This is a genomic window from Phenylobacterium sp., from assembly GCF_046291545.1.
Lineage (GTDB): Bacteria > Pseudomonadota > Alphaproteobacteria > Caulobacterales > Caulobacteraceae > Phenylobacterium.
In genome coordinates, this window is the sequence record NZ_JBKBSM010000001.1 from 1124292 (window position 1) to 1147872 (window position 23581).

24 protein-coding genes and 1 other RNA gene are annotated in these 23581 nt (G+C 70.1%); 11 read left to right on the top strand and 14 right to left on the bottom strand.

Going from position 1 to position 23581, the window contains the following annotated elements:
• Positions 1-38: 38 nt before the first annotated feature.
• Complete coding sequence (locus ACK4YQ_RS05585) at positions 39-392, bottom strand: phage holin family protein (RefSeq protein ID WP_409609111.1); 354 nt, start codon at positions 390-392, stop codon at positions 39-41.
• A 140-nt stretch (positions 393-532) separates the two neighbouring features.
• On the opposite strand from ACK4YQ_RS05585, the gene ACK4YQ_RS05590 reads away from it, so the two are divergent.
• Both ACK4YQ_RS05590 and ACK4YQ_RS05595 read left to right on the top strand, forming a co-directional pair.
• The gene (locus ACK4YQ_RS05590) at positions 533-1252 is read left to right on the top strand and encodes a hypothetical protein (protein ID WP_409609113.1); all 720 of its coding nucleotides are present in this window, start codon (positions 533-535) and stop codon (positions 1250-1252) included.
• Positions 1253-1317: 65 nt separating this feature from the next.
• Positions 1318-3066 carry an ATP-binding protein gene (locus ACK4YQ_RS05595; protein WP_409609115.1) on the top strand — a complete coding sequence of 583 codons (1749 nt, stop codon included), beginning with the start codon at positions 1318-1320 and terminating at the stop codon, positions 3064-3066.
• Here the strand turns inward: ACK4YQ_RS05595 and ACK4YQ_RS05600 are convergent.
• From ACK4YQ_RS05600 to ACK4YQ_RS05620, 5 genes are all read right to left on the bottom strand, one after another.
• Complete coding sequence (locus ACK4YQ_RS05600) at positions 3063-3902, bottom strand: YmdB family metallophosphoesterase (protein WP_409609117.1); 840 nt, start codon at positions 3900-3902, stop codon at positions 3063-3065. The genes ACK4YQ_RS05595 and ACK4YQ_RS05600 overlap by 4 nt on opposite strands.
• A gap of 9 nt (positions 3903-3911) precedes the next feature.
• Entirely contained in the window at positions 3912-4511 is a 600-nt protein-coding gene (locus ACK4YQ_RS05605; RefSeq protein WP_409609536.1) for a 5-formyltetrahydrofolate cyclo-ligase, read from the bottom strand.
• 17 nt (positions 4512-4528) lie between these two features.
• Positions 4529-4690: non-coding RNA, 6S RNA (gene ssrS, locus ACK4YQ_RS05610), on the bottom strand.
• 77 nt (positions 4691-4767) lie between these two features.
• A complete protein-coding gene (locus ACK4YQ_RS05615) occupies positions 4768-5094 on the bottom strand; it encodes a cell division protein ZapA (RefSeq protein WP_409609119.1) in 327 nt (108 codons plus the stop codon).
• A gap of 3 nt (positions 5095-5097) precedes the next feature.
• Entirely contained in the window at positions 5098-5382 is a 285-nt protein-coding gene (locus ACK4YQ_RS05620; protein ID WP_409609121.1) for a DUF4164 family protein, read from the bottom strand.
• A 140-nt stretch (positions 5383-5522) separates the two neighbouring features.
• Between ACK4YQ_RS05620 and tkt the strand changes: the two genes are divergently transcribed.
• From tkt to fba, 5 genes are all read left to right on the top strand, one after another.
• Positions 5523-7499 (top strand): transketolase, encoded by a 1977-nt coding sequence (tkt, locus tag ACK4YQ_RS05625; protein ID WP_409609123.1) that lies wholly within the window; start codon positions 5523-5525, stop codon positions 7497-7499.
• Positions 7500-7504: 5 nt separating this feature from the next.
• Positions 7505-8704 carry a formate-dependent phosphoribosylglycinamide formyltransferase gene (gene purT / locus ACK4YQ_RS05630; RefSeq protein ID WP_409609125.1) on the top strand — a complete coding sequence of 400 codons (1200 nt, stop codon included), beginning with the start codon at positions 7505-7507 and terminating at the stop codon, positions 8702-8704.
• 168 nt (positions 8705-8872) lie between these two features.
• Positions 8873-9883 (top strand): type I glyceraldehyde-3-phosphate dehydrogenase, encoded by a 1011-nt coding sequence (gap, locus tag ACK4YQ_RS05635; protein ID WP_409609127.1) that lies wholly within the window; start codon positions 8873-8875, stop codon positions 9881-9883.
• Between the two features lie 112 nt (positions 9884-9995).
• Positions 9996-11186, top strand: a complete 1191-nt coding sequence (locus ACK4YQ_RS05640) for a phosphoglycerate kinase (RefSeq protein ID WP_409609129.1) — start codon at positions 9996-9998, stop codon at positions 11184-11186.
• A gap of 24 nt (positions 11187-11210) precedes the next feature.
• Complete coding sequence (fba, locus tag ACK4YQ_RS05645) at positions 11211-12296, top strand: class II fructose-bisphosphate aldolase (protein ID WP_409609131.1); 1086 nt, start codon at positions 11211-11213, stop codon at positions 12294-12296.
• A 172-nt stretch (positions 12297-12468) separates the two neighbouring features.
• Here fba and ACK4YQ_RS05650 read toward each other — a convergent pair whose 3' ends face one another.
• Positions 12469-13215 (bottom strand): YebC/PmpR family DNA-binding transcriptional regulator, encoded by a 747-nt coding sequence (locus ACK4YQ_RS05650; RefSeq protein ID WP_409609133.1) that lies wholly within the window; start codon positions 13213-13215, stop codon positions 12469-12471.
• 107 nt (positions 13216-13322) lie between these two features.
• On the opposite strand from ACK4YQ_RS05650, the gene ACK4YQ_RS05655 reads away from it, so the two are divergent.
• A complete protein-coding gene (locus ACK4YQ_RS05655; protein WP_409609135.1) occupies positions 13323-13514 on the top strand; it encodes a hypothetical protein in 192 nt (63 codons plus the stop codon).
• 6 nt (positions 13515-13520) lie between these two features.
• Here ACK4YQ_RS05655 and ACK4YQ_RS05660 read toward each other — a convergent pair whose 3' ends face one another.
• The 5 genes from ACK4YQ_RS05660 to ACK4YQ_RS05680 all read right to left on the bottom strand — a co-directional run bounded on the left by ACK4YQ_RS05660 (position 13521) and on the right by ACK4YQ_RS05680 (position 17226).
• Positions 13521-13823, bottom strand: coding sequence for a hypothetical protein (locus ACK4YQ_RS05660; RefSeq protein ID WP_409609137.1), 303 nt, complete (start codon positions 13821-13823; stop codon positions 13521-13523).
• Positions 13824-14018: 195 nt separating this feature from the next.
• Positions 14019-14594: a histidine phosphatase family protein gene (locus ACK4YQ_RS05665; protein ID WP_409609139.1), complete on the bottom strand. Its 576-nt coding sequence runs from the start codon at positions 14592-14594 to the stop codon at positions 14019-14021.
• Positions 14591-15376 carry an SDR family NAD(P)-dependent oxidoreductase gene (locus tag ACK4YQ_RS05670; RefSeq protein WP_409609141.1) on the bottom strand — a complete coding sequence of 262 codons (786 nt, stop codon included), beginning with the start codon at positions 15374-15376 and terminating at the stop codon, positions 14591-14593. Before ACK4YQ_RS05670 ends, ACK4YQ_RS05665 begins: the two co-directional genes overlap by 4 nt.
• A 29-nt stretch (positions 15377-15405) precedes the next feature.
• Positions 15406-16239: an alpha/beta fold hydrolase gene (locus tag ACK4YQ_RS05675; RefSeq protein WP_409609143.1), complete on the bottom strand. Its 834-nt coding sequence runs from the start codon at positions 16237-16239 to the stop codon at positions 15406-15408.
• Positions 16240-16260: 21 nt separating this feature from the next.
• On the bottom strand, positions 16261-17226 hold the full coding sequence (locus ACK4YQ_RS05680) for a zinc-binding alcohol dehydrogenase family protein (RefSeq protein WP_409609145.1): 966 nt from the start codon (positions 17224-17226) through the stop codon (positions 16261-16263).
• A gap of 98 nt (positions 17227-17324) precedes the next feature.
• Between ACK4YQ_RS05680 and ACK4YQ_RS05685 the strand changes: the two genes are divergently transcribed.
• The 3 genes from ACK4YQ_RS05685 to ACK4YQ_RS05695 all read left to right on the top strand — a co-directional run bounded on the left by ACK4YQ_RS05685 (position 17325) and on the right by ACK4YQ_RS05695 (position 21016).
• Positions 17325-18011: a VOC family protein gene (locus ACK4YQ_RS05685; RefSeq protein WP_409609147.1), complete on the top strand. Its 687-nt coding sequence runs from the start codon at positions 17325-17327 to the stop codon at positions 18009-18011.
• A 63-nt stretch (positions 18012-18074) separates the two neighbouring features.
• Positions 18075-19793 carry an alpha/beta fold hydrolase gene (locus tag ACK4YQ_RS05690; RefSeq protein ID WP_409609149.1) on the top strand — a complete coding sequence of 573 codons (1719 nt, stop codon included), beginning with the start codon at positions 18075-18077 and terminating at the stop codon, positions 19791-19793.
• 410 nt (positions 19794-20203) lie between these two features.
• A complete protein-coding gene (locus ACK4YQ_RS05695) occupies positions 20204-21016 on the top strand; it encodes an acyl-CoA thioesterase (RefSeq protein ID WP_409609151.1) in 813 nt (270 codons plus the stop codon).
• Positions 21017-21035: 19 nt separating this feature from the next.
• Here ACK4YQ_RS05695 and ACK4YQ_RS05700 read toward each other — a convergent pair whose 3' ends face one another.
• Entirely contained in the window at positions 21036-22397 is a 1362-nt protein-coding gene (locus ACK4YQ_RS05700; protein ID WP_409609153.1) for a nucleotide sugar dehydrogenase, read from the bottom strand.
• Positions 22394-23560 carry a DegT/DnrJ/EryC1/StrS family aminotransferase gene (locus ACK4YQ_RS05705; protein WP_409609155.1) on the bottom strand — a complete coding sequence of 389 codons (1167 nt, stop codon included), beginning with the start codon at positions 23558-23560 and terminating at the stop codon, positions 22394-22396. The genes ACK4YQ_RS05700 and ACK4YQ_RS05705 overlap by 4 nt, the downstream gene beginning before the upstream one ends.
• Between the last annotated feature and the right edge of the window lie 21 nt (positions 23561-23581).

Sequence of the window (23581 nt, forward strand, 5' to 3'; positions counted from 1 at the left end):
CGCAAGGCTCCGCCCTTTTTCTTTGGCCGCCGCCGCGCTCAGCCCTTCTTCGGCTCGGCGGCGACGACCGAACCGGCCCAGGACACGAGGCCGGTGATGATCGCCGCCATAATCCCCGAGCCCAGCCCGTCGACCGAGAAGCCGGGAATGACCGCGGCGACGAGGCCGATCATCGCGGCGTTCACCACCAGCAGGAACAGGCCGAGCGTGATGATCGTGAAGGGCAGGGTCAGGATCACCACGATCGGGCGGATCACGGCGTTGACGAGGCCCAGCAGCACGGCGGCGATGATCAGGACGGTGGTGCTGCTGACGTTCACGCCGCTCAGAAGCTGGGCGGCCAGCCATAGCCCGAGGGCGCCGAAGGCCGCGCGGATGATGAAATTGACCATGGCTGCCCCCTTGGTGCGGTGAACGAGGCCGGACGATGGGGCGCCGCGCCTGACCGTGCAACCGCCCCAAGGGGCGCTGTTACGGCGCCGTTACCGCCCGGGCCCAATTCGGCCAGAGCCGGGGATCAGGCTCGCCGCCCATGACGCCCTCCCGCTTCGTCCTTCGCACCACCCTTGCGTTCGCCGCGGCCGTCCTGGCCCTCGGTCCCGCCGCCCACGCCGCCCCGCCGCCCGGCGAGCCCGCCCCTGAAGGTCCGGGAGGCCCAGGAAGAGGGCCGGGCGCGGGCCGCCTGTTCATCAGCCCGGCGGGCGAGCCCTTCCGGGACGAGGACGGCCGCGCCGCCTGGTTCGCCGGGGCGGACACCGATCACGACGGCGTCCTCACCCTGGCCGAGTTCCGCGCCGACGCCATGCGCTTCTTCAAGCGGCTGGACGCCGACGCCGACGGCCTGGTCGGCGGACAGGAGAACCAGGTCTACGAAAAGACCATCGCCCCGGAGATCACCCGCATGTCCTTTGACGCGCAGGGTCCGGGAGGCGGACGGCCGATGCGGGGCGGCGGCGAAGGCGGGCCGCCCGGCGGGGCCAAGCGATCCGGCAAGGCGGTGATCGGCCGCGAGGGCGCGGCGCGCTTCTCCATGCTCAACGAGCCGCAGCCGGTGCGGGGCGCCGATCTCAACCTCGACTACCGCGTCACCGCCGACGAATGGGCGAGGACCGCCGCCAAGCGGTTCACCATCCTCGACAAGGATGGCGACGGGCAGCTGACGCTCGCCACGCTGCCCCGCGCGCCGGACGGTCCGCCCGGTGGCAAGGCGCCCAGGGATCGGGCCGACCGGAGCGGTCCGCCGCCGCGCTGAAACCCTCGGTTCACCATTCGCGGCCACCTTGACCGCGGCCTCGGGCCGCAGACGCAGGTGCGCCGATGTTCGGTATCGCAGGGACGCCCCAGGCGGACGCCTTCAGCCTATTGGACCGTCGTATCGACGGCGTTGCCCGCGACGCCCGCAGGACCACGGCGGCCAGGCTGGTGTCCGGCGTCCTGGCGGCCGCCTTGATGACCCTGACGTTCGGCTGGGCGATGAGCGCCGGCTGGCTGGCCGCCCTCCTCGCCACCGAGGCCTGGAGTTTCGCCGCCACCCGCCGCCAGATGGCGGGCGGCGAAACCACCCTGGCCGGGCGGGTGAACTATCTGGCCGCCGTCTTCGTGATGACCTGCGTCTGGTCGGCGGGCGGCGCGGTCTACTGGCTGACCGGCAAGCCGGCCCTTCAGCTCGCCGCCTTCTGCTACTTCGCCGGCCAGCTCATTCATGCCCAGGCGTTCACCTCCCGCTCCCAGCTCGCCTTCGGCCTGGTTGCGGGCGTGCCGACGTCGGTGCTGGCGGGCCTGACCATCTTCTCGGGATTCAGCGGTGCGGAGTGGGTGACCGCCGTGGCCGGTTCGATGATGGTGGTGGGCTACGCCATCGCTGCGGCCCAGATGCACCGGCGCGCCTCCGCCGAGCTGGAGGCCGCGAAGGCGCAGGCGCTCCACGCAAGCGCGGCCAAGTCGGCCTTCCTCGCCATGATGAGCCATGAGCTGCGGACGCCGATGAACGGGGTCCTTGGCATGGCCCGGGCGCTCAGGGAGGGCCCGCTCGATCCACGGCAGGCCGAGCAGGCGGACATGCTGATCCGCTCGGGCGACACCCTGATGGCGATCCTCAACGACATCCTCGATCTTTCGAAGGTCGAGGCCGGCAAGCTGGATCTCGTCAGCGAGCCCTTCGACCTGCACGACCTCGCCGCCCGCGTCCGCGATCTGTGGCTGGACGCGGCGAACGCCAAGGGCCTGCGCCTGATCTGCGACATCGACCCGGCGACGCCGCGCTGGGTCGAGGGCGATCCGACCCGGCTGCGGCAGATCCTGCTGAACCTGGTGTCAAACGGCCTGAAGTTCACCGCCCAGGGCTGCGTGCGCCTGTCCCTGCGTCCCGCGCGGGGCGAAGGGGTCGAGATCAGCGTGGACGACACGGGCATCGGCATGTCGGCCGAGCAGCAGGCGAGACTGTTCCAGCCGTTCACCCAGGCCGACCTCAGTGTCGCTCGTCGGTTCGGCGGCACGGGCCTTGGTCTGGCCATCTGTCGCGAACTCGCGAGCCTGATGGGCGGCTACATCATCGTGGAGAGCGCCGAAGGCGAAGGCTCGACCTTCCGCGTGACCCTGCCGCTGTCCGCGGTGGATGCGCCGGCGCCCGCCGAGGAGCCCGTCGCGCCCGAGGGCGGCGTCGAGGGCCTGCGGCTGCTCGTGGTGGAGGACAACCGTATCAATCAGGCGGTCGCCCGCGCCGTGCTGGAGGCCGCCGGCGCGGTGGTCGATACGGCCGACGACGGCGTCCAGGGACTGGAGATGCTGCGAATCCGCGCCTACGACCTGGTGCTTATGGACCTCCACATGCCGCGGATGGACGGGATCGAGGCCCTTCTGGCGATCCGGCGCGGCGAGGCGGGCGTCGCCCCGGACCTGCCCGTGGTGGCGCTGACGGCGGACGCGATGGTGGGCGAGGACGAGCGCCTGACGCGCCTGGGGTTCGACGCCGTCCAGGCCAAGCCGATCAATCCGCGCGAACTGATTCTGGCGATCGCCCGCGGCGCCGGCGGCGCTTCGACCCTGGCGCGTGTCCGCGCCGCCTAGGAGGCTCCGACCGCCTCGACCGAGGGGATGTGCGGCGAAAGCCGGCCGCCGACGCGGATCGGCTCGACCCGGTGCGCCAGCCCCGTCGCCGGGTCCGTCTCGACATAGACGCCGCAGACGGTGGCGGGGCCCTCCGCCGGCTTGAACCGGCCGCCGGAGACACGCGTGGTGAAGCGCCGGAGCGGCTCTTCCTTCTGGTTGCCGATCACGCTGTCGTAGTCTGCGCAGGCCCCGGCGTCGGTCTGGTAGGCGGTGCCGCCGGGCAGGATCTGGGCGTCGGCGGTCGGCACGTGCGTGTGGGTGCCCACCACCAGGCTCGCCCGTCCGTCGCAGAAGTGGCCCATGGCCATCTTCTCCGAGCTGACCTCCGCATGCATGTCGACGACGATGGCGTCGGCCACGGCGCCGAGAGGACAGGCCTCCAGCTCGCGGTCCACGGCGCCGAAGGGGTCGTCCAGCGGGTCCATGTAGACCCGGCCCAGCAGATTGATCACCAGGATGCGACGGCCAGAGTCGGTCTCGAACAGCTGGGCGCCGCGGCCGGGAATGTCGGCGAAGGGCGGATAGTTGAGGGGGCGGATCAGGCGCGGCTCGCGCACGATGTAGGTCAACGCCTCCTTCTGGTCCCACGAGTGGTTGCCCAGGGTCAGGCAGTCGGCGCCGGCGTCGAACAGTTCACGGGCCGTGCTCTCGGTCACGCCGAAGCCCGCCGCGGCGTTCTCGGCGTTGACGATCACGAACTCCAGGCCCAGGCGCCGGCGCAGGTGGGGCAGGTGTTCGGACAGGCCGTCGCGGCCCGACCGGCCCACGACATCTCCAAAGAAGGCGAAACGCATCGGCTATTCCTATTCGAACTCCATATAGCCCGTCTCGGTCAGCAACGCGTCAAGGCGCTGGTCGTGCGCATCGAGCTCCAGGCGGTCCACCTCCTGGCCGGCGAAGGCGAGGCCGAGCACCAAGACCGGGCCGCTTGCCCGCAGCGCCTCCAGGGTGCGGTCGTAGTGCCCGCCGCCCTGGCCGAGACGCCCGCCGAAGCGGTCGAAGGCCAGGAGCGGGGTGATCACCAGGTCCGGCCGCACGCGGGGCGCATCGGCCGGCGGGGCCGAGGCGCCGAGGGCGTCGGGCTCCAGGACCATGTCCGCAGTCCACAGCCGAAACTCCAGGGGGCTCTCGCGGTCCACGGTGACGGGCAGGGCGAGGTCCGCGCCGCCTTGCGCCACCAGGGCGCGGGCCAGGGGCAAGGGGTCGATCTCGGCGCCGACGGGGTGGTAGGCGGCGATCACCCGCGCCCGCGCCGCCAGATGAGGCGGCGCATGCGCCGCGGCGTCCGCCCCCGCGTTCGGGCGCGCGGCGGCGAGGCGGCGGCGCAGGGCCCGCAGGCGTCGGCGCAGCTCGAGCTTGGCGGAGGCAGGATCGGCGGCGACGCCCAGAGCTTGAGTTCCCAGCCATTGGGGACGTGGGTGGCGGCGCCGCGTGAACCGTGAAGGGCGGTTTAAATCCCCTCGACCTGGTAGACCAGGTGGGCGCCGTATGCCCGAGACCACGGTCCCGGACAGGGACAGCTCCCTTCGAGATGATTAAGGTCGCTGGGATATGTTGCCTTCGACGTGAGCCGCAGCACGACCCGCCGTTTCCGAACGTAGGGGGTCGGAAGGGTTTTCACAACGGGGCGGGGCCCGCGGCGTCACGCCGCTAGTGGCCCTACTCGCCGGCGAGCTGCTCAATGCGGCGGGCGGCCTTCTCCAGGACGGTGGCGGCGCGGGCCTCGATGCGGGCGTTGTCGGACTGCAGCCGGGCCAGTTCGCCCTGGATGGCGGTCATCCGCGCGCGGGTGTCGGTCATCTCGTCGGCGAGCAGAAGCGCAGCCATCAGGAACAGCCGGGTCTCGCCCAGCTGGCCCATGTCCTGCGAGACCTGTCGCACCAGCCGGTCGAACATCCGCGCCAGGTCCAGGAGGTGCTGCTCCTGGCCGTCCTCGCAGCCGACGGTGTAGGGCCGGCCGTTCACGTCGATGGTGACCTGGGCCATGGGCTATTCTCCCACCGGGGCGGCGGCTTCCGCGCCCAGGGCGGCGCGGATCTCGTCGATGGCGCGGCCAAGGGCCGCAGAGGCGGCGGCGCCGGCCTCCTCCAGCGCCTGTTCGCGCCCGCGGGCTTTCTCCAGCTCCTCGGCGAGGCGGGCCGCGTCCTGGTCGAAGAGACCGGCCGAAACCTGGCCTCCGCCTTGTGCCGCCAGCTTCTGCTCCAGTCGCGTCAGGGCCCGCTCCAGCCGCCTTGCGGCCTGGTCGATGGCGCTTTCGCTCGGCTCACGGATCATTCCGCACTCCCAGGGTGTGGCTCCCAATCTATAGACCGCCCCGGGGCGTGATCGAAAGCGCTTGGTTTTCTTGACCCTCGCCGCGCCGCATGCCACGCCCGCCCTCGCCTCGACTCCGCCGATTTGGGACCACCGCCGCAATGTCTGCACCGCAACCGACCATGGCCGACGCCATCCGCGTGCTCTCGATGGACGCCGTCGAACAGGCCGCCTCCGGACACCCCGGCATGCCCATGGGCATGGCCGATGTGGCGACGGTCCTGTGGTCCAAGTTCCTGAAGTACGACGCCGCCAAGCCGGACTGGGCCGACCGCGACCGCTTCGTGCTCTCGGCGGGCCACGGCTCGATGCTGATCTATTCCCTGCTGCACCTGACCGGCTTCAAGGCCATGACCATGGAGCAGCTGCGCAACTTCCGCCAATGGGGCTCCAACACCGCCGGCCACCCCGAGTACGGCCACACGCCGGGCGTGGAGACGACCACCGGGCCCCTGGGCCAGGGCATCGCCACCGCGGTGGGCATGGCCATGGCCGAGCGCCATCTGGCCGCTCGCTTCGGCGCCGACCTGGTCGATCACCGCACCTGGGTGCTGGCCGGCGACGGCTGTCTGATGGAGGGAGTCAGCCACGAGGCGATCAGCCTGGCCGGGCGGCTCAAGCTCGCCAAGCTGACGGTGCTCTGGGACGACAACAACATCACCATCGACGGACCGATCACCCTGTCGGAGACCGGCGACCAGATGGCCCGCTTCAAGGCCGCCGGCTGGGCGGTCAAGGCGATCGACGGCCATGACGCCGGCCAGATCCGTCGCGCCCTGGCCTGGGCCGTCAAGCAGGACCGCCCCAGCCTGATCGCCTGCCGCACCAAGATCGGCAAGGGCGCGGCCACCCTCGAAGGCAACCACAAGACTCACGGTGCGGCCCTGGGCAAGGACGAGGTGGCGGCCACCCGCGAAAAGCTTGGCTGGCCGCATGAGCCCTTCGTCGTCCCGGAAGAAGCCTACAAGCCCTGGCGCGCCGCCGGCCGCCGGGGGCGCAAGCTTAGGCGCGCCTGGGAAGCTCGCCTGGCCGCCTCGCCCCATCGCGCGGTGTTCGAGCGGGCGATCAAGGGCGAGTTGCCGGCCGACGCCTTCGAGCGGCTGGACCGCCACATCGCCGAGGCGATCGCCTCCAAGCCGGCCGCCGCCACGCGCCAGCACTCCGGCGCGGCGCTCGACGCGCTGTTCCCGGCCATCCCGGAGATGGTCGGCGGCTCGGCCGACCTGACCGGCTCCAACAACACCTTCGTCAAGAACACCCAGTTCTTCGACGCCCCTGACTACGCGGGCCGCTACGTGAACTACGGCGTGCGCGAGCACGGCATGGCCGCGGCCATGAACGGCATGGCCCTGCACGGCGGGATCATCCCCTACGGCGGCACCTTCCTGGTGTTCTCCGACTACAGCCGGCCGGCGATCCGGCTGGGGGCGCTGATGGGGGTGCGGGTGGTCCACGTGATGACCCACGATTCCATCGGCCTGGGCGAGGACGGACCGACCCACCAGCCGGTGGAGCATCTGGCCTCGCTGCGCGCCATGCCGAACCTCTTGGTGTTCCGTCCGGCCGACGCGGTGGAGACCGCCGAGTGCTGGAAGGCCGCCCTGCAGGCCAAGGCGACGCCATCATTGCTCGCCCTGTCGCGGCAGAAGGTCCCCGCCGTGCGCACCGAAGCCGCCGAAGAGAACCTCTCGGCCAGGGGCGCCTACGAGCTGGCGGCCGCCTCGGGCCCGGCCAAGGTCAGCATCTTCGCCTCTGGCACCGAGGTGTCGATCGCCCTGGCCGCCCGTGAGGCGCTGGAGGCCGACGGCGTGCCCACGCGGGTGGTCTCCACCCCCTGCTGGGAGCTGTTCGCCGCCCAGCCCGCCCGCTACCGGGCGCAGGTGATCGGCAAGGCGCCGGTCCGCGTGGCGGTCGAGGCCGCCGTCGGCTTCGGCTGGGAGCGGTTCATCGGCGAGGACGGCGTCTTCGTGGGCATGACGAGCTTCGGCGCCAGCGCCCCCGCCGAACGGCTGTACAAGGAATTCGGCATCACGGCCGAGGCGGTCGTCGCCGCGGCGAAGGCCAAGCTCGGAGCCTGACGACCATGCGCCTCGGCACGCCGCTCTCGCCCACCGCCCTGAAGGTGATGCTGCTGGGCGCGGGCGAGTTGGGCAAGGAAGTGGTGATCGAACTGCAGCGGCTGGGGGTCGAGGTGATCGCCGTCGACCGCTACGCCGACGCCCCGGCCCAGCAGGTGGCGCATCGGGCGCACGTAATCGCCATGACCAACGCGCTGGCGCTGCGTGACCTGGTGGAAGCTGAGCGCCCGCACCTGATCGTGCCGGAGATCGAGGCGATCGCCACCGACGAGCTGGCCGCGATCGAGGCCGAGGGGCTGGCGGTGGTGGTCCCGACGGCGCGAGCCGTGCAACTGACCATGAACCGCGAGGGCATCCGCCGGCTGGCGGCCGAGGAGCTGGGACTGCCCACGTCGTCGTACGCCTTCGCCTCCTCCGAGGCGGAGCTGGCGGCGGCGGCGCGGGGCGTGACGGGGTTTCCCTGCTTCGTGAAGCCGGTGATGTCCTCGTCCGGCAAGGGCCAGAGCTATGTCGAAGGCCCGGGGGAGATCGCCCAGGCCTGGCGCTACGCCATGGAAGGCGGCCGGGTGGAGCAGCCGCGGGTGATCGTAGAGGGCCGCATCGACTTCGATTTCGAGATCACCCAGCTCACCGTCCGCGCCCGCTCGCCGGACGGCCAGATCCAGACCAGCTTCTGCGCGCCGATCGGCCATCGCCAGGTCAAGGGCGACTATGTCGAGAGCTGGCAACCGCAGGCGATGAGCCCGGCGGCCCTCGAGCGCGCGCGGAGCATCGCAGACCAGGTGACCACTGCGCTGGGGGGACTTGGGATCTTCGGCGTGGAGCTGTTCGTGAAGGGCGACGAGGTGTGGTTCTCTGAGGTGAGCCCGCGGCCGCACGACACGGGCCTGGTGACGCTGGCCACCCAGCACCAGAGCGAGTTCGCCCTGCACGCCCGGGCCATCCTCGGCCTGCCGGTGGACGTGTCCCTGCGCGAACCCGGCGCCAGCGCCGTGATCTACGGCGGCATGGACGCGAAGGGCGTCGCCTTTGAGGGCGTCGACGAGGCTCTGGCGCTCCCGGGGGTGGACCTGCGCCTGTTCGGCAAGCCCGAGGCCTATGAGCGCCGGCGCATGGGCGTGGCGCTCGCCCGCGCCGCCGACACCGACACCGCCAGGGCCCGCGCGAGCGAGGCGGCGGCCCGGGTTCGGCCCGTCCGAGGCTGAGGACGGCGGCCCCCGGATCGGCGGGGAACCTCACGCGTTTCAGTCCGACACTGGACTTGATCTTGCTAAGCGCCCGCCGGGGGTTGACTCGGGCGGCCCCGGCCTCAAGAAACCGCCCCAAAACAAGCCAATCAGGGCCGCCCGGCCCGCCATCAGGAGAACTCCGCCATGACCGTTCGCGTCGCCATCAATGGTTTCGGCCGCATCGGCAGGAACATCCTGCGCTCGATCGCCGAGCATGGCCGTCGCGACATCGAGGTCGTCGCCATCAACGACCTGGGCCCGGTGGAGACCAACGCTCATCTGCTGCGCTACGACAGCGTGCATGGCCGCTTCCCCGGCGAGGTGAAGGTCGACGGCGACACGATCGACGTGGGCTTCGGCAAGATCAAGGTCACGGCCATCCGCAACCCGGCTGAGCTGCCGCACAAGGAGCTGGGCGTCGACATCGCGCTGGAGTGCACCGGCCTCTTCACCTCCAAGGACAAGGCCAAGGCCCACCTGGACGCCGGCGCCAAGCGCGTCCTGGTCTCGGCCCCCTGCGACGAAGCCGACAAGACCATCGTCTTCGGCGTGAACCACGACACCCTGACCAAGGACGACCTGGTCGTCTCCAACGCCTCGTGCACCACCAACTGCCTGGCGCCGGTCGCCAAGGTCATCCACGACCTGTGCGGCATCGAGCGCGGCTACATGACGACCATCCACGCCTACACCGGCGACCAGCCGACGCTGGACACCATGCACAAGGATCTCTACCGCGCCCGCGCGGCGGCCATGAGCATGATCCCCACCTCCACCGGCGCGGCCAAGGCGCTGGGCCTGGTGATCCCGGAACTGAAGGGCAAGCTGGACGGCTCCTCGATCCGCGTGCCGACCCCCAACGTCTCGGTGGTCGACCTGAAGTTCGTCCCGGGCCGCAGCATCACCAAGGACGAGATCAACGAAGCCCTGAAGGCCGCGGCGTCGGCCGGACCGCTGCAGGGCGTCCTGGCGGTCTCCAACGACCCGCTGGTGTCGATCGACCTGAACCACCAGCCGGCGTCCTCGACCGCGGCCCTGCCGCAGACCCAGGTGATCGAAGGCCAGCTCGGCCGCGTGCTGGCCTGGTACGACAACGAGTGGGGCTTCTCCACGCGCATGAGCGACACCGCGCTCGCCATGGCCAAGCTGATCTGACGCTTCTGCGCCCCCCGGCCCCTGCGGGCCGGGGGAATCCAGGTGAAATCACAGACCGGTGCGGTCGGCGCCGTCCCGGGCATGGCGCGGGACGCACGGTGAGGATGACCGAATGAAGTTCAAGACCCTCGACGAGGCGGACCTGTCCGGCAAGCGGGCACTGGTGCGCGTAGACTTCAACGTGCCGATGGCCGACGGGGAGGTCAGCGACGACACCCGCCTGCGCGCGGCCATCCCCACCATCGAAAAGCTGCGCCAGGGCGGCGCCAGGGTGGTGCTGATCGCCCACTTCGACCGGCCCAAGGGCAAGCGCGTCCCCGAGATGAGCCTGGCGCCCATCGCCCCGGCCCTGGCCAAGGTCCTTGGCGCGACCGTCGCCTTCGCCGACGACTGCGTCGGCGAGCCGGCTCGCGCGGCCGTCGAGGCGCTGAAGCCCGGCGACGTGGTGCTGCTGGAAAACGTCCGCTACCACCCGGGCGAGGAAGCCAACGATCCGGAGTTCGCCCGAGCGCTGGCCGCGAACGGCGACCTCTATGTCAACGACGCCTTCTCCGCCGCGCACCGGGCCCACGCCTCCACCGAAGGCCTCGCACACATCCTGCCGGCCTATGCGGGCGAGCAGATGCGCCTGGAGCTCGACGCCCTGAACAAGGCGCTGGGCGATCCGCAGCGGCCGGTGATGGGGATCGTCGGCGGCTCGAAGGTCTCTTCCAAGCTGGACCTCCTGCGCAACCTGGTGACCAAGCTCGACAAGCTCGCCATCGGCGGGGGTATGGCGAACACCTTCCTGTACGCCCAGGGCCATGATGTCGGCGCCTCCTACTGCGAAAAGGAGATGGCCGAGACAGCGCGGGAGATCATCCGCCTGGCCGGCCAGAACAACTGCAAGCTCTTCCTGCCGCTGGACATCGTGGTGGCCGAGAAGATGGCGCCCGGCGCTCCGGCCCGGGTGCGGGGCCTTGGCGAAGTGGACGACGACGAACGCATTCTGGACGCAGGCCCTGAGACCGTGGAACGGCTGGGGCGGGCGATGGCCAACTCCAGGACGTTGATCTGGAACGGGCCGCTCGGCGTCTTCGAGATCCCGCCTTTCGACAAGGGTACGGTGGAGGCGGCGCGCCTGGCGGGGAACCTCGCCAAATCTGGCAAGTTGGTGGCGGTGGCCGGCGGCGGTGATACGGTGGCGGCCCTGCACCACGCGGGCTGCGCGGAGGACTTCACATTCGTCTCGACGGCCGGCGGCGCGTTTCTTGAATGGATGGAGGGCAAGACGCTGCCCGGCGTGGCGGCCCTGGCCCAATAGGATACGAAGGACGGAACGGCGAGAATGGCCCGGATTACTCTGAGACAGCTCCTGGATCACGCCGCCGAGCATGGCTATGGCGTGCCGGCGTTCAACATCAACAACATGGAGCAGGCGCTGGCGATCATGGAGGCCGCCGAGGCCACCGACTCGCCGGTGATCATGCAGGCTAGCCGCGGCGCCCGCTCCTACGCCAACGACATCGTCCTCAAGCACCTGATCGACGCCATGGCGGAGATGTATCCGCACATCCCGATCTGCATGCACCAGGACCATGGGAACAACGAGGCGACCTGCGCCACGGCGATCCAGTACGGCTTCACCTCGGTGATGATGGACGGCTCGCTGAAGGCCGACGGCAAGACCCCCGCCGACTACGACTACAACGTCCAGGTGACCCGCAACGTGGTGGACATGGCCCACTGGGTCGGCGCCAGCGTCGAGGGCGAACTGGGCGTGCTGGGCAGCCTTGAAACCGGCATGGGCGAGAAGGAGGACGGCCACGGCTTCGAGGGCAAGCTCGGCCATGACCAGCTCCTGACCGATCCGGATCAGGCCGTCGAGTTCGTGAAGGCCACCGAGGTCGACGCCCTGGCGATCGCCATGGGCACCAGCCACGGCGCCTACAAGTTCACGCGCAAGCCGGACGGCGAAGTCCTGGCCATGAACGTGATCGAGGAGATCCACCGCCGTCTGCCGAACACCCACCTGGTGATGCACGGCTCCTCGTCGGTGCCGCAGGAACTGCAGGACATCATCAACAAGTACGGCGGCGAGATGCCCCAGACCTGGGGCGTGCCGGTGGAGGAGATCCAGCGCGGCATCAAGCACGGCGTGCGCAAGATCAACATCGACACCGACAACCGGATGGCCATGACCGGCGCGATCCGTAAGGTTTTCGCCGAAAACCCCTCAGAGTTCGACCCGCGCAAGTACCTGAAGCCGGCCATGGAGGCCATGCGCGCGGTCTGCAAGCAGCGCTTCGAAGAGTTCGGAACCGCGGGCCACGCCTCCAAGATCAAGGCGATCCCGATGTCGGCCATGGCCAAGCGCTACGCCTCGGGCGAGCTGGCCCCGAAGATCGGCGTGTCGCGCCAGGCCGCCGAGTAGCGGCCTAGGAAGTTCAGGCGCGGCGCTCCGCCGTCGCGCCTGCCAGGAACGTCGTCGCTCCGGCTTTTTCGTCGCCAGGAGAGTTCGGGGCGCGGACGTGGCGGAGCGGCGCTGGGGGCGGATCTGCGCCCCCCGCCGCCCGCGTTCCCCTCTTGGCGAATTCTCCGGCGACCTAGCCTTCCAGCTTGGCCAGGTCTTCGTCGGCGATGTCGTAGTTTCCGTAGACGTTCTGCACGTCGTCGTCGTCTTCCAGCGAGTCGATCAGCTTCATCAGCGTCGGGACCTGCTCGCCGTCCACGGGGGTCAGGGTCTTGGGCCGCCAGGCGATGGTCGTGGACTTGGCTTCGCCGAGGGAGGCTTCCAGCGCCTGGGCGACTTCCGAGAGCTGTTCGAAGGCGGTGTAGATGACGTGGCTTTCCTCGTCGGACTCCACGTCGTCGGCGCCGGCCTCGATGGCCGCCTCCATCACCTTGTCCTCGCCGCCGACGGATGCCGGGTAAGTGATCTGGCCCACGCGGTCGAACATGAACGACACCGCGCCGGTCTCGCCCAGATTGCCGCCGTTCTTGGCGAAGATGGAGCGCACGTTGGAGGCCGCACGGTTGCGGTTGTCGGTGAGAACCTCAACGATCACGCCCACGCCGCCCGGACCGAAGCCTTCATAGCGGATTTCCTCGTAGGTCTCCGCGTCGCCTCCGCTGGCCTTCTTGATGGCGCGGTCGATGTTGTCCTTGGGCATGGATTCGGCCTTGGCGTTGGCCACCGCCAGCCGCAGCCGCGGGTTCATCGCCGGGTCCGGCATGCCGGACTTGGCCGCCACGGTGATCTCGCGCGAAAGCTTGGAGAAGAGCTTGGAGCGGGCGGCGTCGGCGCGCCCCTTCCGGTGCATGATGTTCTTGAATTTTGAGTGTCCGGCCATGTCGCTCGATCGGGCAGGTCTATAGGATTGGGGAGCGCTTCTAGCGTCCGGCCGCAGGAAAGGCCAGATGTGGGGGCGGACAGAGCAGCAAGGGTGAGCGCCAGGCGATGTGGCCGGACCTGAAAGATACGCCGATCGAGGACTATGAATACGCCGTGGCCGGGGGCGGGCGGGGCGTCTATGGCCGCCCGCCGCGGCTGCTGCACCTTTCGCCCGGCCTGCTGGCCTCGCTGATCGGCGGGGCCTTCGCCCTGGGGGTGGCCGCCGGCTACGTCCTGTCCGAAGTGTTCGACGACTAGGAGGGGTCAGGCCGTCACGTCGATGATGACGCCGGTCTTCTTGGTGGCGTCGTTCTCGACCTGCTCCTTGATCATCTCCTTGATGCGCTCCTCGATCTTGAGGCGCTCCTTGTCGTCCATCGCCCTGAGGTCGTCCTCCGTGAGGCCCATGGCGCCGAGGATCTGCGCCCGCATCTTCTGCGCGGGCGTCATGCGGGCGAATTCGAGGAACTCTTCCTTGGGCGAGGGGGCGCCGACCGCGCCGCCGCCCTGGCCGTAGCTGGAGATGGAAGCCGCCCCGCCGGTGGGGGCTACGCCGAACGAGAACATGACGCCTCCTTGTCCTGCGCTTGCGCCTGCACGTTGCGTGCGAGGCTTCGGTCCCGAAAAAAGCCAGAGACTTCAATGGCGCCAGGCGCGGTCCGGTCCGGCCTCGGCAGACGGCGCCGTGCAGGACTTGCCCGCTGGGGCCCAGCCTGCCGCCTGGCGGCCGTTCTCGCGCCGCTCGGCCCCAAGCCGATCAGGTCAGGCCTCGATCCTCTCGATGAGGCCGCCGGCCAGGCGGAACACGGCGTCCTGCGGGACGGGAAGCGCGAGGGCCGCCTCGCGCGAGAGGCCGGCGTAGAGGCCGCGGAGCACGCGGCCGGACACGCCGTGGCTCACGGCGATCACCCGGCGGCCCGGCTCCGGCTCCAGGCCGGCGAGCCAGGCGGTCAGGCGGTCGCACACCGCCTCGTACGTTTCGCAGGCCGGCGCAGTGAACATGTAGCCGGTGGGGCTGAAGGCGTCCGGATACTCCGTGCGCAGTTCCTCGCGCAGGCGGCCGTCCCAGGCGCCGAAACTGACTTCGGTCAGCTCGGCATGGACCTCCACCGCCGCTCCGCCGAGGGCGCGGGCGATGTGCTCGGCGGTCGTGCGGGCGCGGCCGAGGGGGCTGGCGACGATGCGCCAGCCCATTTCTTCTCCGACGAGCGCGCGCAGGCGCTCGCCCACGCGCCGCGCCTGCTCGAGGCCCAGGTCCGTCAGCTCCGAATCGACGTGACCCTGCAGGCGGCCGTCGCGGTTGAAGGCCGTCTGCCCGTGACGAACCAGGTAGATCACCGTTTGCGGCGCACCACGGGGTGGGAGCTGGACAGGCCGCCATCGACCACGATGGCCTGGCCGTTGACGTAGGAGCTGTCGTCGGACGCCAGGAACAGGCCGGCGGAGGCGATCTCGCCAGGCAGGCCGTAGCGCGCCAGCGGATTGAGCTGGCCGATCTTGTCCTCGTTGCCGCGGGCGCGGGCGCCGTCGAATATCGGCTTGGTCATGCCGGTTTCGATCAGGCCGGGGCAGATGCAGTTCACGCGCACGCCGGCGCCGTAGAACTCGTTGGCCGCGGTCTGCGCCAGGTTGATCACCCCGGCCTTGGAGGCCGAATAGGGCGAACCGCCGGCGCCCGAACGGATGCCGGCCACGGACGCCGTCATGATGATCGAGCCCCTGCCCTTGGGGAGCATCACCCGCGAGGCGTGCTTCACGGCCAGGAACGCGCCGATCAGGTTGACCCGCAGGATCTCGGCCCAGAACGCGGCGTCCTGCTGGTCGAATTCGGTCCAGCCGCCGCTGACGCCGGCGTTGGCCCAGCAGACGTCCAGGCCGCCGTATTCGGAGACCGCCCGGCCGATCAGGCTTTCGACGAAGGCCTCCTCGCCGGCGTCGCCGACCAGAGCCGCGGCCTTGCCGCCGGCGGCGCGGACCATGTCGGCGGTCTCGTTCACCGTCTCGGCCTTGTCCGCGATCACCAGGCTGGCGCCCTCCTGGGCGAACAGCAGGGAGGCGGCCCGGCCGATGCCGGAGCCTGCGCCGGTGATGACGGCCGTGCGGCCGGAAAGACGTCCCATGGGGTGTTCCTCTTCTTGCGTATCAGGTCTCAGGCGCGGGCGGCGGCGGACAGGATGGCGTCGGCCACGATGTCGTAGAGCGCGGGCGGCAGGTCGTGGCCCATCCCCTCGATCACCCGGAGCTCCGCGCCGGGAATGGCCGCGGCGGTGGCCTGGCCGCCCGCCAGAGGCACCAGCGGATCGTCCGCCCCATGCAGCACCACAGCCGGCAGCTTCAGCCGGCCCAGCCGCTCGGTCCGGTCGCCATCCCCGCGGATCGCTCCCATCTGCCGCTGGCTGCCGGTGGGGTTGAAGGCGCGGCGGTATTCGGCGGCTGCGCGCTCGCGCAAGGCGCCCGGCGGCCAGGGATAGCCCGGGCTGCCGATCACCAGGGCGTTCTTCTCCGCATGGGCCAGGAACGCCTCGAAGTCGGCCTTCGGGTCCGGGGGAACGGCCGCGAGCACCGCGCCGGCCTCAGGCGTGGAGTCCAGGGTCCCAGGGGCCCCGCTAGCCGACATGATCGAGGTGAGCGAGCGCGTGCGTTGCGGATGTTCGATCGCCACGAGCTGGGCGATCATGCCGCCCATCGACACCCCCGCCACGTGAGCCTCGTCCGCCCCGGCGGCGTCGAGCACGGCCATTGCGTCGGCCGCCATGTCCGACAGGGTGTAGCGGTCGCCCGGCTGGAACCAGGTCGATAGGCCGGTGTCGCGGTTGTCGAAGCGGATGGCGCGGAAGCCCCTCTCGGTCAGCCTGGCGCAGAAGGGTTCGGGCCATCGCGTCATCTGCGAGCCGAGGCCGTTGATCAGCAGGATGGCGGGCGCGCCGTCCGATCCGAACACCTCGTATTCGAGGCTGACCGCGCCGTTGCGGGCTCTTGGCATGGGATGCTCCTGCGCCGGGGATCAGGGGACCAGGACCACGCGGCCGACGGCGGCGCGGCTTTCGATGTAGGCGTGGGCTGCGGCGGCCTCGGACAGCGGGAACACGCGGTCGATCACCACCTCCAGCTCGCCCCTGGCCGCGTCGTCGATCAGGCTCTGGATGTTGTCGTGCACCCGGTCGGTCATGATCTCCGCGCCCAGGAAGACGCCGGAGAGCGAGCGGTTGCCGCCCATCATGGAGCTCACGTCCACCACCATCGGCTCGCGGCCGGCGGCGCCCACCATCGACACCCGCCCGCGGTAGGCCAGGCTGTGGATCGAGCCCTGCAAGGTCGATCCGCCCACGGAATCGACCACCACGTTCACGCCGTTGTTGTCGGTCAGCCGCATGACCTCCTTGGGCACCTCGTGGGTCCGGTAGTTGATGCCCTGGTCGAGGCCGAGGGGCTTCAGGCGCTCCAGACGCTCGTCCGACGAGGCTGTGGCGAGGACGAGGGAGGCGCCGCCGCGCTTGGCCAGCTGGATGGCGGCCACGCCGACGCCCGAGGCGCCGGCCTGCACCAGCACGGTCTCGCCGGCCTTCAGGCGGCCGAACTCGAACAGGCAGTCGTGGGCGGTGCCGAAGGTCACCGGAATCGCGGCCGCCTTCTTGATGTCGTAGCCGTCCGGCACCGGCCAGCAGTTGCGCGCCGGGACGGAACGCAGGGCCGCGTGGCTGCCCCAGTTGTTCACGGTGGCGACCCTCTGGCCGACCTTGAGGTGGGTCACCTCCTCGCCGACCTCGACGATCACGCCGGCGGCCTGGTAGCCGACCACGTGGGGGTTGGTCATCAGCGGGCCGCGCCAGCGGTTCAGGGTGTCGCCACCCTCGATCGCGATGGCCTGAACCTCGATGATCACGCCCCTGGGGTGGCATTGCGGGTCCGGCACGTCCTCGTACTTCAGGACCTCGGGGCCGCCGTTCTCGTAATAGACCGCCGCCTTCATGAGCGCCTCCTCCAATGGCTTAAACAATCGTTTGACTTCACGCCTCTCACGCCTGAGGTGTGGAGGCAACCCAGGAAAACTATCGTAGGGGAAGCGGCATGGAACTGGCGAAGCCACGAGTCGACATTGGTCTGTCGACGAACCGCCTGGATCCCCTCCTGCGGTTCTGGCAGGGCGAGGTCCAGATCCCCTTCGACCACGTCCTGAAGATCCGCCGCGGCCAGGACCAGCACCGGCACGACGTGCTGGGTTCGGTGCTGAAGATCAACCACCATGCCGAGCCGCTGCCCGACGCGCCCCCGAGCGGCTATCGCGAACTGATCATCGCGCGTCCCGGCCTGACGGCGCCGCTGCCGATGTCGGACCCCGACGGCAATCGGGTGAGCCTGGTTCCGCCTGGGCACGGCGGGGTGGGGCAGATCGGCGTGCGACTGGCGGTGCGCGACCTCGACGCCCATCGCGCCTTCTATCGCGACGCCCTGGGCCTGGCCGAGGAGCCGCACGACGGCGGCGCGGCGTTCCGGGCCGGCGAGAGCCTGCTGATTCTCGAACCGTCGTCCGACGCCGTGGCGGAGGCCGGCTTCCGCGGGACGGGCTGGCGCTACATCACGTTCCAGGTGTTCAAGGTCGACGCCGAACACGCACGGATTCTCGAGCGCGGCGGACGCGAGGCCGTGGCGCCCGTGACCCTCGGGACGACCGCGCGGATCTCCATGGTGCTCGACCCCGACGGCAACTGGATTGAGATCTCGCAACGCGCGTCGATCGTCGGTGTTCTTGACTGACGTCGCATTGGCGTGGCCCGCTTCGCGCCTCGCGTGCATCCTACCGTCCATGAGTTGCGTATCTTGAGTTCTATCGGCCGGGAGGGGGCGGTCGCCTGCATGAAGGACACCTCGGGCGCGAACGTCGCCCTGGTCATCGAGACGCTCTACCAGATCGCCGCCGACCCGGAGGGGTGGGAGCAGCTGATCGAGGTGCTTGCGCTCTCCTCCGGCGAGGAGGCGCCGGCGGGCGTGGCGCCGGACCTGGAGCGGATGGCCGACATCGCCCGGCTGGTCAGCCGAGGCGCGTCCTCGACACCGAGGTCCGACGTGGCCTGGGCGGTGCTCTCGGCCGCCGGCAGGGTGCTGGGCTGCAACCCGTCGGCCCAGGTGGTGATGGCCTCGGGGCTCGGCCGCCTGCAGGTCGGCGCCGAGCTGGCTTTCGATGATCCGGCCAATGGCGAAGTGCTGGCCAGAGCGTTGGACCAGGCGGCCCAGAAGGGCGGCGGCCAGACGATCCTGAAGTTCGAGCGCGACGGCGAGGAGGAAGGCCCATGCTTCGCCTACCTGGTGCCGGCGCTCGCCCTGCCGACCACCGTCGGGCGCAGCTTCCCGGCGCCGGAGGGAGGCGCCTTCGCGCTCGTGTTTCCCGCCGCCGAGGCCACCAACCGGCTCTGGAGCACCCTGCGCGAGAGCTTCGGCCTGACGGCTGCGGAGGCGCGTCTGGCCCGCAAGCTGCGCGATGGCCGCTCGCTGCAGGAAGCGGCCGAGGAAATGAAGGTCAGCGTCAACACCCTGCGCAACCAGCTGCGGGCGATCTTCGAGAAGATGGGGCTGAAGCGGCAGAGCGACCTGGTGCGCGCCCTGACCGAGCTGTCGTCCGTGGCCGGCGCCATCGAGGCGGAGGCGATGCGGCCGCCCGCAGCGCTCTCGGGCAAGGCGCCGCCGGTGGCGCACGTCCGCCTGCCCGACGGACGGCGGCTGGCCTATCGCGACTATGGCGATCCGGCCGGGCGGGTGGTGCTGGCCTTCCACGAGGGCATGGGCTCCAGCCTGCTCCCGCCGGGGACCGACGATCTGGCCGCGCGGCTGGGGCTGCGGATCGTCTGCGCCGACCGGCCGGGCTTCGGACTGTCCGATCCGCACCCCGACTACAGCTTCGACGCCGTCGCCGACGACATGGTCGAACTATGCGACCAGCTCGCCCTCAAGGAGGTGGGGCTGGCGGCGATTCTGTCGGCGACGCCTTCGGCGGTGCAGACGGCGATCCGTCTGGGCCCGCGCGCGCGCCGCCTGCTGATCTGTTCCGGGCGCCCGCCGCGTCCCCTGGAGAGCAACGGCCAGGCGCGGGGCCCGTTGATGCTGTTCCGTGAGCAGATCCAGAAGAGCCCGTGGGTGGTGGACACCTTCTACGCGATCATCCGGTTGCAGCTTTCGGTGTCGCTGGTCGAGCGGGTGGTGCGGCGCACCGCCATGTTCTCGGCCGGAGACAAGGCCTATTTCGAGGACCACCCGGAAGTCGCTGAGTTCATTGCGGCCTATGTCGGCGAGTGCCTGGCGCACAGCACCAAGGGGCCGGCCGACGAGCTGAGGGCGTTCCGCCGGGCTCAGAACCTGACCGCCGCCGAGCTGACGACGCCGCTTACGATCTGGCATGGGGAAGAGGACAAGCTCGCCCCGCTGCAGGACCTGCTGGACTACCTCGGCGATAAGGCCGAGGAGGTCTGGTTGGCGCCCGGCGTCGGCCATTTCCTGGCCCTCAAGCACTGGGACGCGCTGCTGCGCCGCATGGCGGCGAACTGAGATAACCGGTCCGTGATCACAATCTGCGGCCTCATAGTCCGTTTTGATCATGCGCGACGCGCGGATGCGGCGATAAATCGCAATCAGGACGACGCCGCGATTCGCCGAACCCTTCCGGGGCTTCGACGGCGCGGCGGCCCCGCGACGCCCGAAAGCCTTCCCAGGCAAGGCGGCGCGCGGCCGGCGCAAGTGTTTCGGAGCCCTCTAACCAGAGCCCGAAATCGCCCGGCGGCTCAACCGGTTCGCCCCCTGCTATGAATCGCTGAGTCGCCGGGCGCTCCCGGCGGCCGCGCCGGCATGACGGCCTTCCCCGCAGATGAAGCGGCTTGCGCAGGCCGGCGGCGCAGTCTTTAGAACGGCGCGTTTCAAGCCGCGCCAAGGCGCCCCCATTTTCAGATCAGGGATTTCCCATGCAGCCGGGCCCGACGCCTGCCGCCTACGCCTTCGACGACGCCCTGCCCCTGGCCGCAGACGGCCGGCGGCGCTGGCTGAGCCGGGTGGACAAGCGGTACTGGAACGCGATCGGACCTTGGGGCGGCTGGACGGTGGGACTGCTGCTCAAGGCGGTCCTCGCCGAACACGACCACGCGGGCACGCCGGTGGCGATGACGGCCAATCTGATGGGCGGGCTGGACGAGACGCCCCTGGCGCTGGAGACCCGGGCCGTGCGCCAGGGCCGCTCGATGGAGTTCTGGACCTCCGAACTGATCCAGAACGGCGAACCGACAGCGATGGCGATGGTGACCCTGGGCCAGAGGCGCGAGACGCTGAGCGCGCACGAAGCGGTGTTCCCCCAGGCGCCGGCGCCGGAGGGGCTGCCGAAGCCCGAGCGCAGGGGCCTTTCCTTCGGGGCCATGTTCGAGAGCCGCCCGGTGCGAGGCACGCCGCCGTTCCAGGGCGAGAGCGAGAGCACCAACACCCTGTCCTGGATCCGCGACGCCGAAGCCCGGCCGCTGGACTATCCCCTCCTGGCGGCCCTGGCGGACGCCTTCGCCCCGCGCATCTTCTACCGCAGCCCCGAGCGGCGGCCGGTCTCGACGGTGAGCATGAGCGTCTATTTCCACGCCACGCCGGCCGAACTTGAGCAGGTGGCCGGCGACTGGGTGCTGGCCGAGGCCCAGGCCCGGCGCTTCGAGAGCGGCTTCTTCGACCAGCATGGGGCGCTGTGGAGCCGGGAAGGAACGCTCCTGGCCACGACCGAACAGCTCTGCTGGTTCAAGTAGGCGGCGCGCGCCCGAAGGGTCAGGCCTTCCAGATCTTCTCGGCGAAGGCGCCGTCCAGCCGGGCGGTGGCGTTGCGCGTGTCGACGACCAGGGGCAGGGCCGCGGCCAGCGCCGCATAGTCGACGGCGTCGTGATCGGTGCAGATCACTGCGCAGTCGTAGGCCGCAAGCGCCTCGGGCGACCAGGCGATCGAGACCATGCCCGCGGCTTCGGGATGCTCGGGCGTATCCGCGGCCACGGGAATGTGCGGGTCGTAATAGTCCACGCTCGCGCCGCGCTCGCGCAGCATGCGGATGACATGCAGCGAGGGGCTCTCGCGCATGTCGTCGACGTTCTTCTTGTAGGCCAGGCCCACCACCAGGATCCTCGCCCCGTTCACCGCCTTGGCCCGGGCCGTGGAGAGCGCCTCGGCCACATGTTCGACCACGCGCTTGGGCATGGCCGTGACCACGTCGCCGGCCAGTTCGATGAAGCGGGTCTGTTCGCCGTGGGCGCGCGCCTTCCAGGTCAGGTAGAAGGGGTCGATGGCGATGCAGTGTCCGCCCAGGCCGGGGCCCGGATAGAAGGGCATGTAGCCGAACGGCTTGGTCTTGGCCGCGTCGACCACCTCCCAGATGTCGATGCCCATGCTCTCGAAAACGACTTTGAGCTCGTTGACGAGGGCGATGTTCACCAGGCGGAAGATGTTCTCGGTCAGCTTCACGGCCTCGGCGGTCTTCAGGTCCGAGACCGGCACGACCGTGGTCAGCGGCGCGTAGACCGCGCACGCCATCCGCCGCTCGGCCTCGGTGTCGGCGCCGACCACCTTGGGAATCGAGGTGGCGCCGAACTGAATGTTGCCGGGGTCCTCCCGCTCGGGGCTGTAGGCGATGGCGAAATCGATCCCCGCCTTCAGGCCGGAGCCCTCCAGGATCGGACGGATCAGTTCCTCGCTGGTGCCGGGATAGGTGGTGCTCTCCAGCACCACGAGCTGGCCGGGGCGCAGGCGCTCGGCGATGGTGCGCGCGCAGGCTTCGACATAGGACAAGTCCGGCTCGCGGTGCACGTTCAGCGGCGTCGGCACGCACATCAGCAGGGCGTCGGCTTCGGCCAGGCGGTCGGCGTCGGTGGTGGCGTCCAGCAGCCCGCCGCCCACCATCGCCGAGACCCGCTCGTCGGAGATATGGCGGATGTAGGTGCGCCCGGCGCGGATCGAGTCGATCTTGGCCGCGTCCGGATCGTAGGCCAGCACCCTGAATCCGCGCCCGACGAAGCCTTCGGCCAGGGGCAGGCCGACGTAGCCGAGCCCGATGACGCCGATCACCAGCTCACGGTCGGCGGCGCGGCGCTCGAAGGCCGCGGCCATGGCTTCGGCGGGAGAGGCTCCGGTGTCGGCGCTCATGCGTTCTTGCCGACGTGGGCGCGGATCGCGGCGATGATCTGGTCCTGCACGTCGGCCTCCAGATAGGGATGCATGGGCAGGCTCATCACCACGCCGGCCTTGGCGTCGGTCACCGGCAGGCCGCCTGGCCCCTGGGGATATCCAGAATAGACGCCCTGCCGGTGGATTGGGATGGGATAGTAGACGGCGCTTGGGATGTCCTTGGCCCGCAGCGCGGCGACCAGGCCGTCGCGGTCATCGGTCTCGATGGTGTACTGGGCCCAGACCGAGACGCCGCCCTCGATCACCTTCGGCGTTGCAACGACGCCCCTCAGCCCATCGGCGTAGCGCTCGGCCACCCGGTTCCGCGCCTCGATCTCGTCGGCGAAGATGGTCAGCTTCTGCAAAAGGACGGCCGCCTGGATGGTGTCCATCCGGCTGTTCATCCCCACGCGCATGTTCAGGTACTTGGGGTCGTGCTCGAAGGTGCGGCCCTCGACGTCGGACTTCACCGCCTGGCCGTGGACGCGCAGGGAGACGAGCAGGTCGTGCAGCCGCTCGTCCTTGCAGAGCACCGCCCCGCCGTCGCCGTAGCAGCCCAGGGGCTTGGCCGGGAAGAAGCTGGTGGTGGCCACGTCCGCCCAGTGGAGCGGGTGCTTGCCTGCCAGCGTGCAGCCGAAGCCCTGGGCGGAGTCGGCGATCAGCTTCAGGCCGTGCTTGCTCGCCACCGCTGCGAGGGCCGGATAGTCGGCCGGCTGGCCGAACAGATCGACGGCGATGATCGCCCTGGGCTTCAGCTCGCCCCTGGCTTTGACCGCCTCGATGGCCGCGTCCAGGTGGGCCGGATCCATGTTGTAGGTGTCCGGCAGGATGTCGACGAACACCGGCGAGGCGCCCACCAGGGGCATCACCTCGGCCGTGGCGGCGAAGGTGAAGGAGGGGCAGAACACCGCATCGCCCGGCCCGATCCCCCAGGCCATCAGCGGCAGTTGCAGCGCCTCGGTGCCCGATCCGCACGACAGGACGAACGGCACCTGGCCGAACTCGCCCAGCGCCTTCTCGAAGGCGGCGATCTCAGGGCCCATCACATAGGCGCCGGAGCGGACGACCTTGAGAATGGCGTCCTCGAGGGCCTGGCCGAGGCGGGCGCGCTGCGCCTGGAGGTCGATGAACGGAATCGGCATGGCGGAAACACACAGGAGTTC

Bases quoted from the DNA above. Each gene is read 5' to 3' on its own strand.
- ACK4YQ_RS05585 (WP_409609111.1), bottom strand. From the start codon at position 392: ATGGTCAATTTCATCATCCGCGCGGCCTTCGGCGCCCTCGGGCTATGG.
- ACK4YQ_RS05590 (WP_409609113.1), top strand. From the start codon at position 533: ATGACGCCCTCCCGCTTCGTCCTTCGCACCACCCTTGCGTTCGCCGCG.
- ACK4YQ_RS05595 (WP_409609115.1), top strand. From the start codon at position 1,318: ATGTTCGGTATCGCAGGGACGCCCCAGGCGGACGCCTTCAGCCTATTG.
- ACK4YQ_RS05600 (WP_409609117.1), bottom strand. From the start codon at position 3,902: ATGCGTTTCGCCTTCTTTGGAGATGTCGTGGGCCGGTCGGGCCGCGAC.
- ACK4YQ_RS05615 (WP_409609119.1), bottom strand. From the start codon at position 5,094: ATGGCCCAGGTCACCATCGACGTGAACGGCCGGCCCTACACCGTCGGC.
- ACK4YQ_RS05620 (WP_409609121.1), bottom strand. From the start codon at position 5,382: ATGATCCGTGAGCCGAGCGAAAGCGCCATCGACCAGGCCGCAAGGCGG.
- tkt (WP_409609123.1), top strand. From the start codon at position 5,523: ATGTCTGCACCGCAACCGACCATGGCCGACGCCATCCGCGTGCTCTCG.
- purT (WP_409609125.1), top strand. From the start codon at position 7,505: ATGCGCCTCGGCACGCCGCTCTCGCCCACCGCCCTGAAGGTGATGCTG.
- gap (WP_409609127.1), top strand. From the start codon at position 8,873: ATGACCGTTCGCGTCGCCATCAATGGTTTCGGCCGCATCGGCAGGAAC.
- ACK4YQ_RS05640 (WP_409609129.1), top strand. From the start codon at position 9,996: ATGAAGTTCAAGACCCTCGACGAGGCGGACCTGTCCGGCAAGCGGGCA.
- fba (WP_409609131.1), top strand. From the start codon at position 11,211: ATGGCCCGGATTACTCTGAGACAGCTCCTGGATCACGCCGCCGAGCAT.
- ACK4YQ_RS05650 (WP_409609133.1), bottom strand. From the start codon at position 13,215: ATGGCCGGACACTCAAAATTCAAGAACATCATGCACCGGAAGGGGCGC.
- ACK4YQ_RS05655 (WP_409609135.1), top strand. From the start codon at position 13,323: ATGTGGCCGGACCTGAAAGATACGCCGATCGAGGACTATGAATACGCC.
- ACK4YQ_RS05660 (WP_409609137.1), bottom strand. From the start codon at position 13,823: ATGTTCTCGTTCGGCGTAGCCCCCACCGGCGGGGCGGCTTCCATCTCC.
- ACK4YQ_RS05670 (WP_409609141.1), bottom strand. From the start codon at position 15,376: ATGGGACGTCTTTCCGGCCGCACGGCCGTCATCACCGGCGCAGGCTCC.
- ACK4YQ_RS05675 (WP_409609143.1), bottom strand. From the start codon at position 16,239: ATGCCAAGAGCCCGCAACGGCGCGGTCAGCCTCGAATACGAGGTGTTC.
- ACK4YQ_RS05680 (WP_409609145.1), bottom strand. From the start codon at position 17,226: ATGAAGGCGGCGGTCTATTACGAGAACGGCGGCCCCGAGGTCCTGAAG.
- ACK4YQ_RS05685 (WP_409609147.1), top strand. From the start codon at position 17,325: ATGGAACTGGCGAAGCCACGAGTCGACATTGGTCTGTCGACGAACCGC.
- ACK4YQ_RS05695 (WP_409609151.1), top strand. From the start codon at position 20,204: ATGCAGCCGGGCCCGACGCCTGCCGCCTACGCCTTCGACGACGCCCTG.
- ACK4YQ_RS05700 (WP_409609153.1), bottom strand. From the start codon at position 22,397: ATGAGCGCCGACACCGGAGCCTCTCCCGCCGAAGCCATGGCCGCGGCC.
- ACK4YQ_RS05705 (WP_409609155.1), bottom strand. From the start codon at position 23,560: ATGCCGATTCCGTTCATCGACCTCCAGGCGCAGCGCGCCCGCCTCGGC.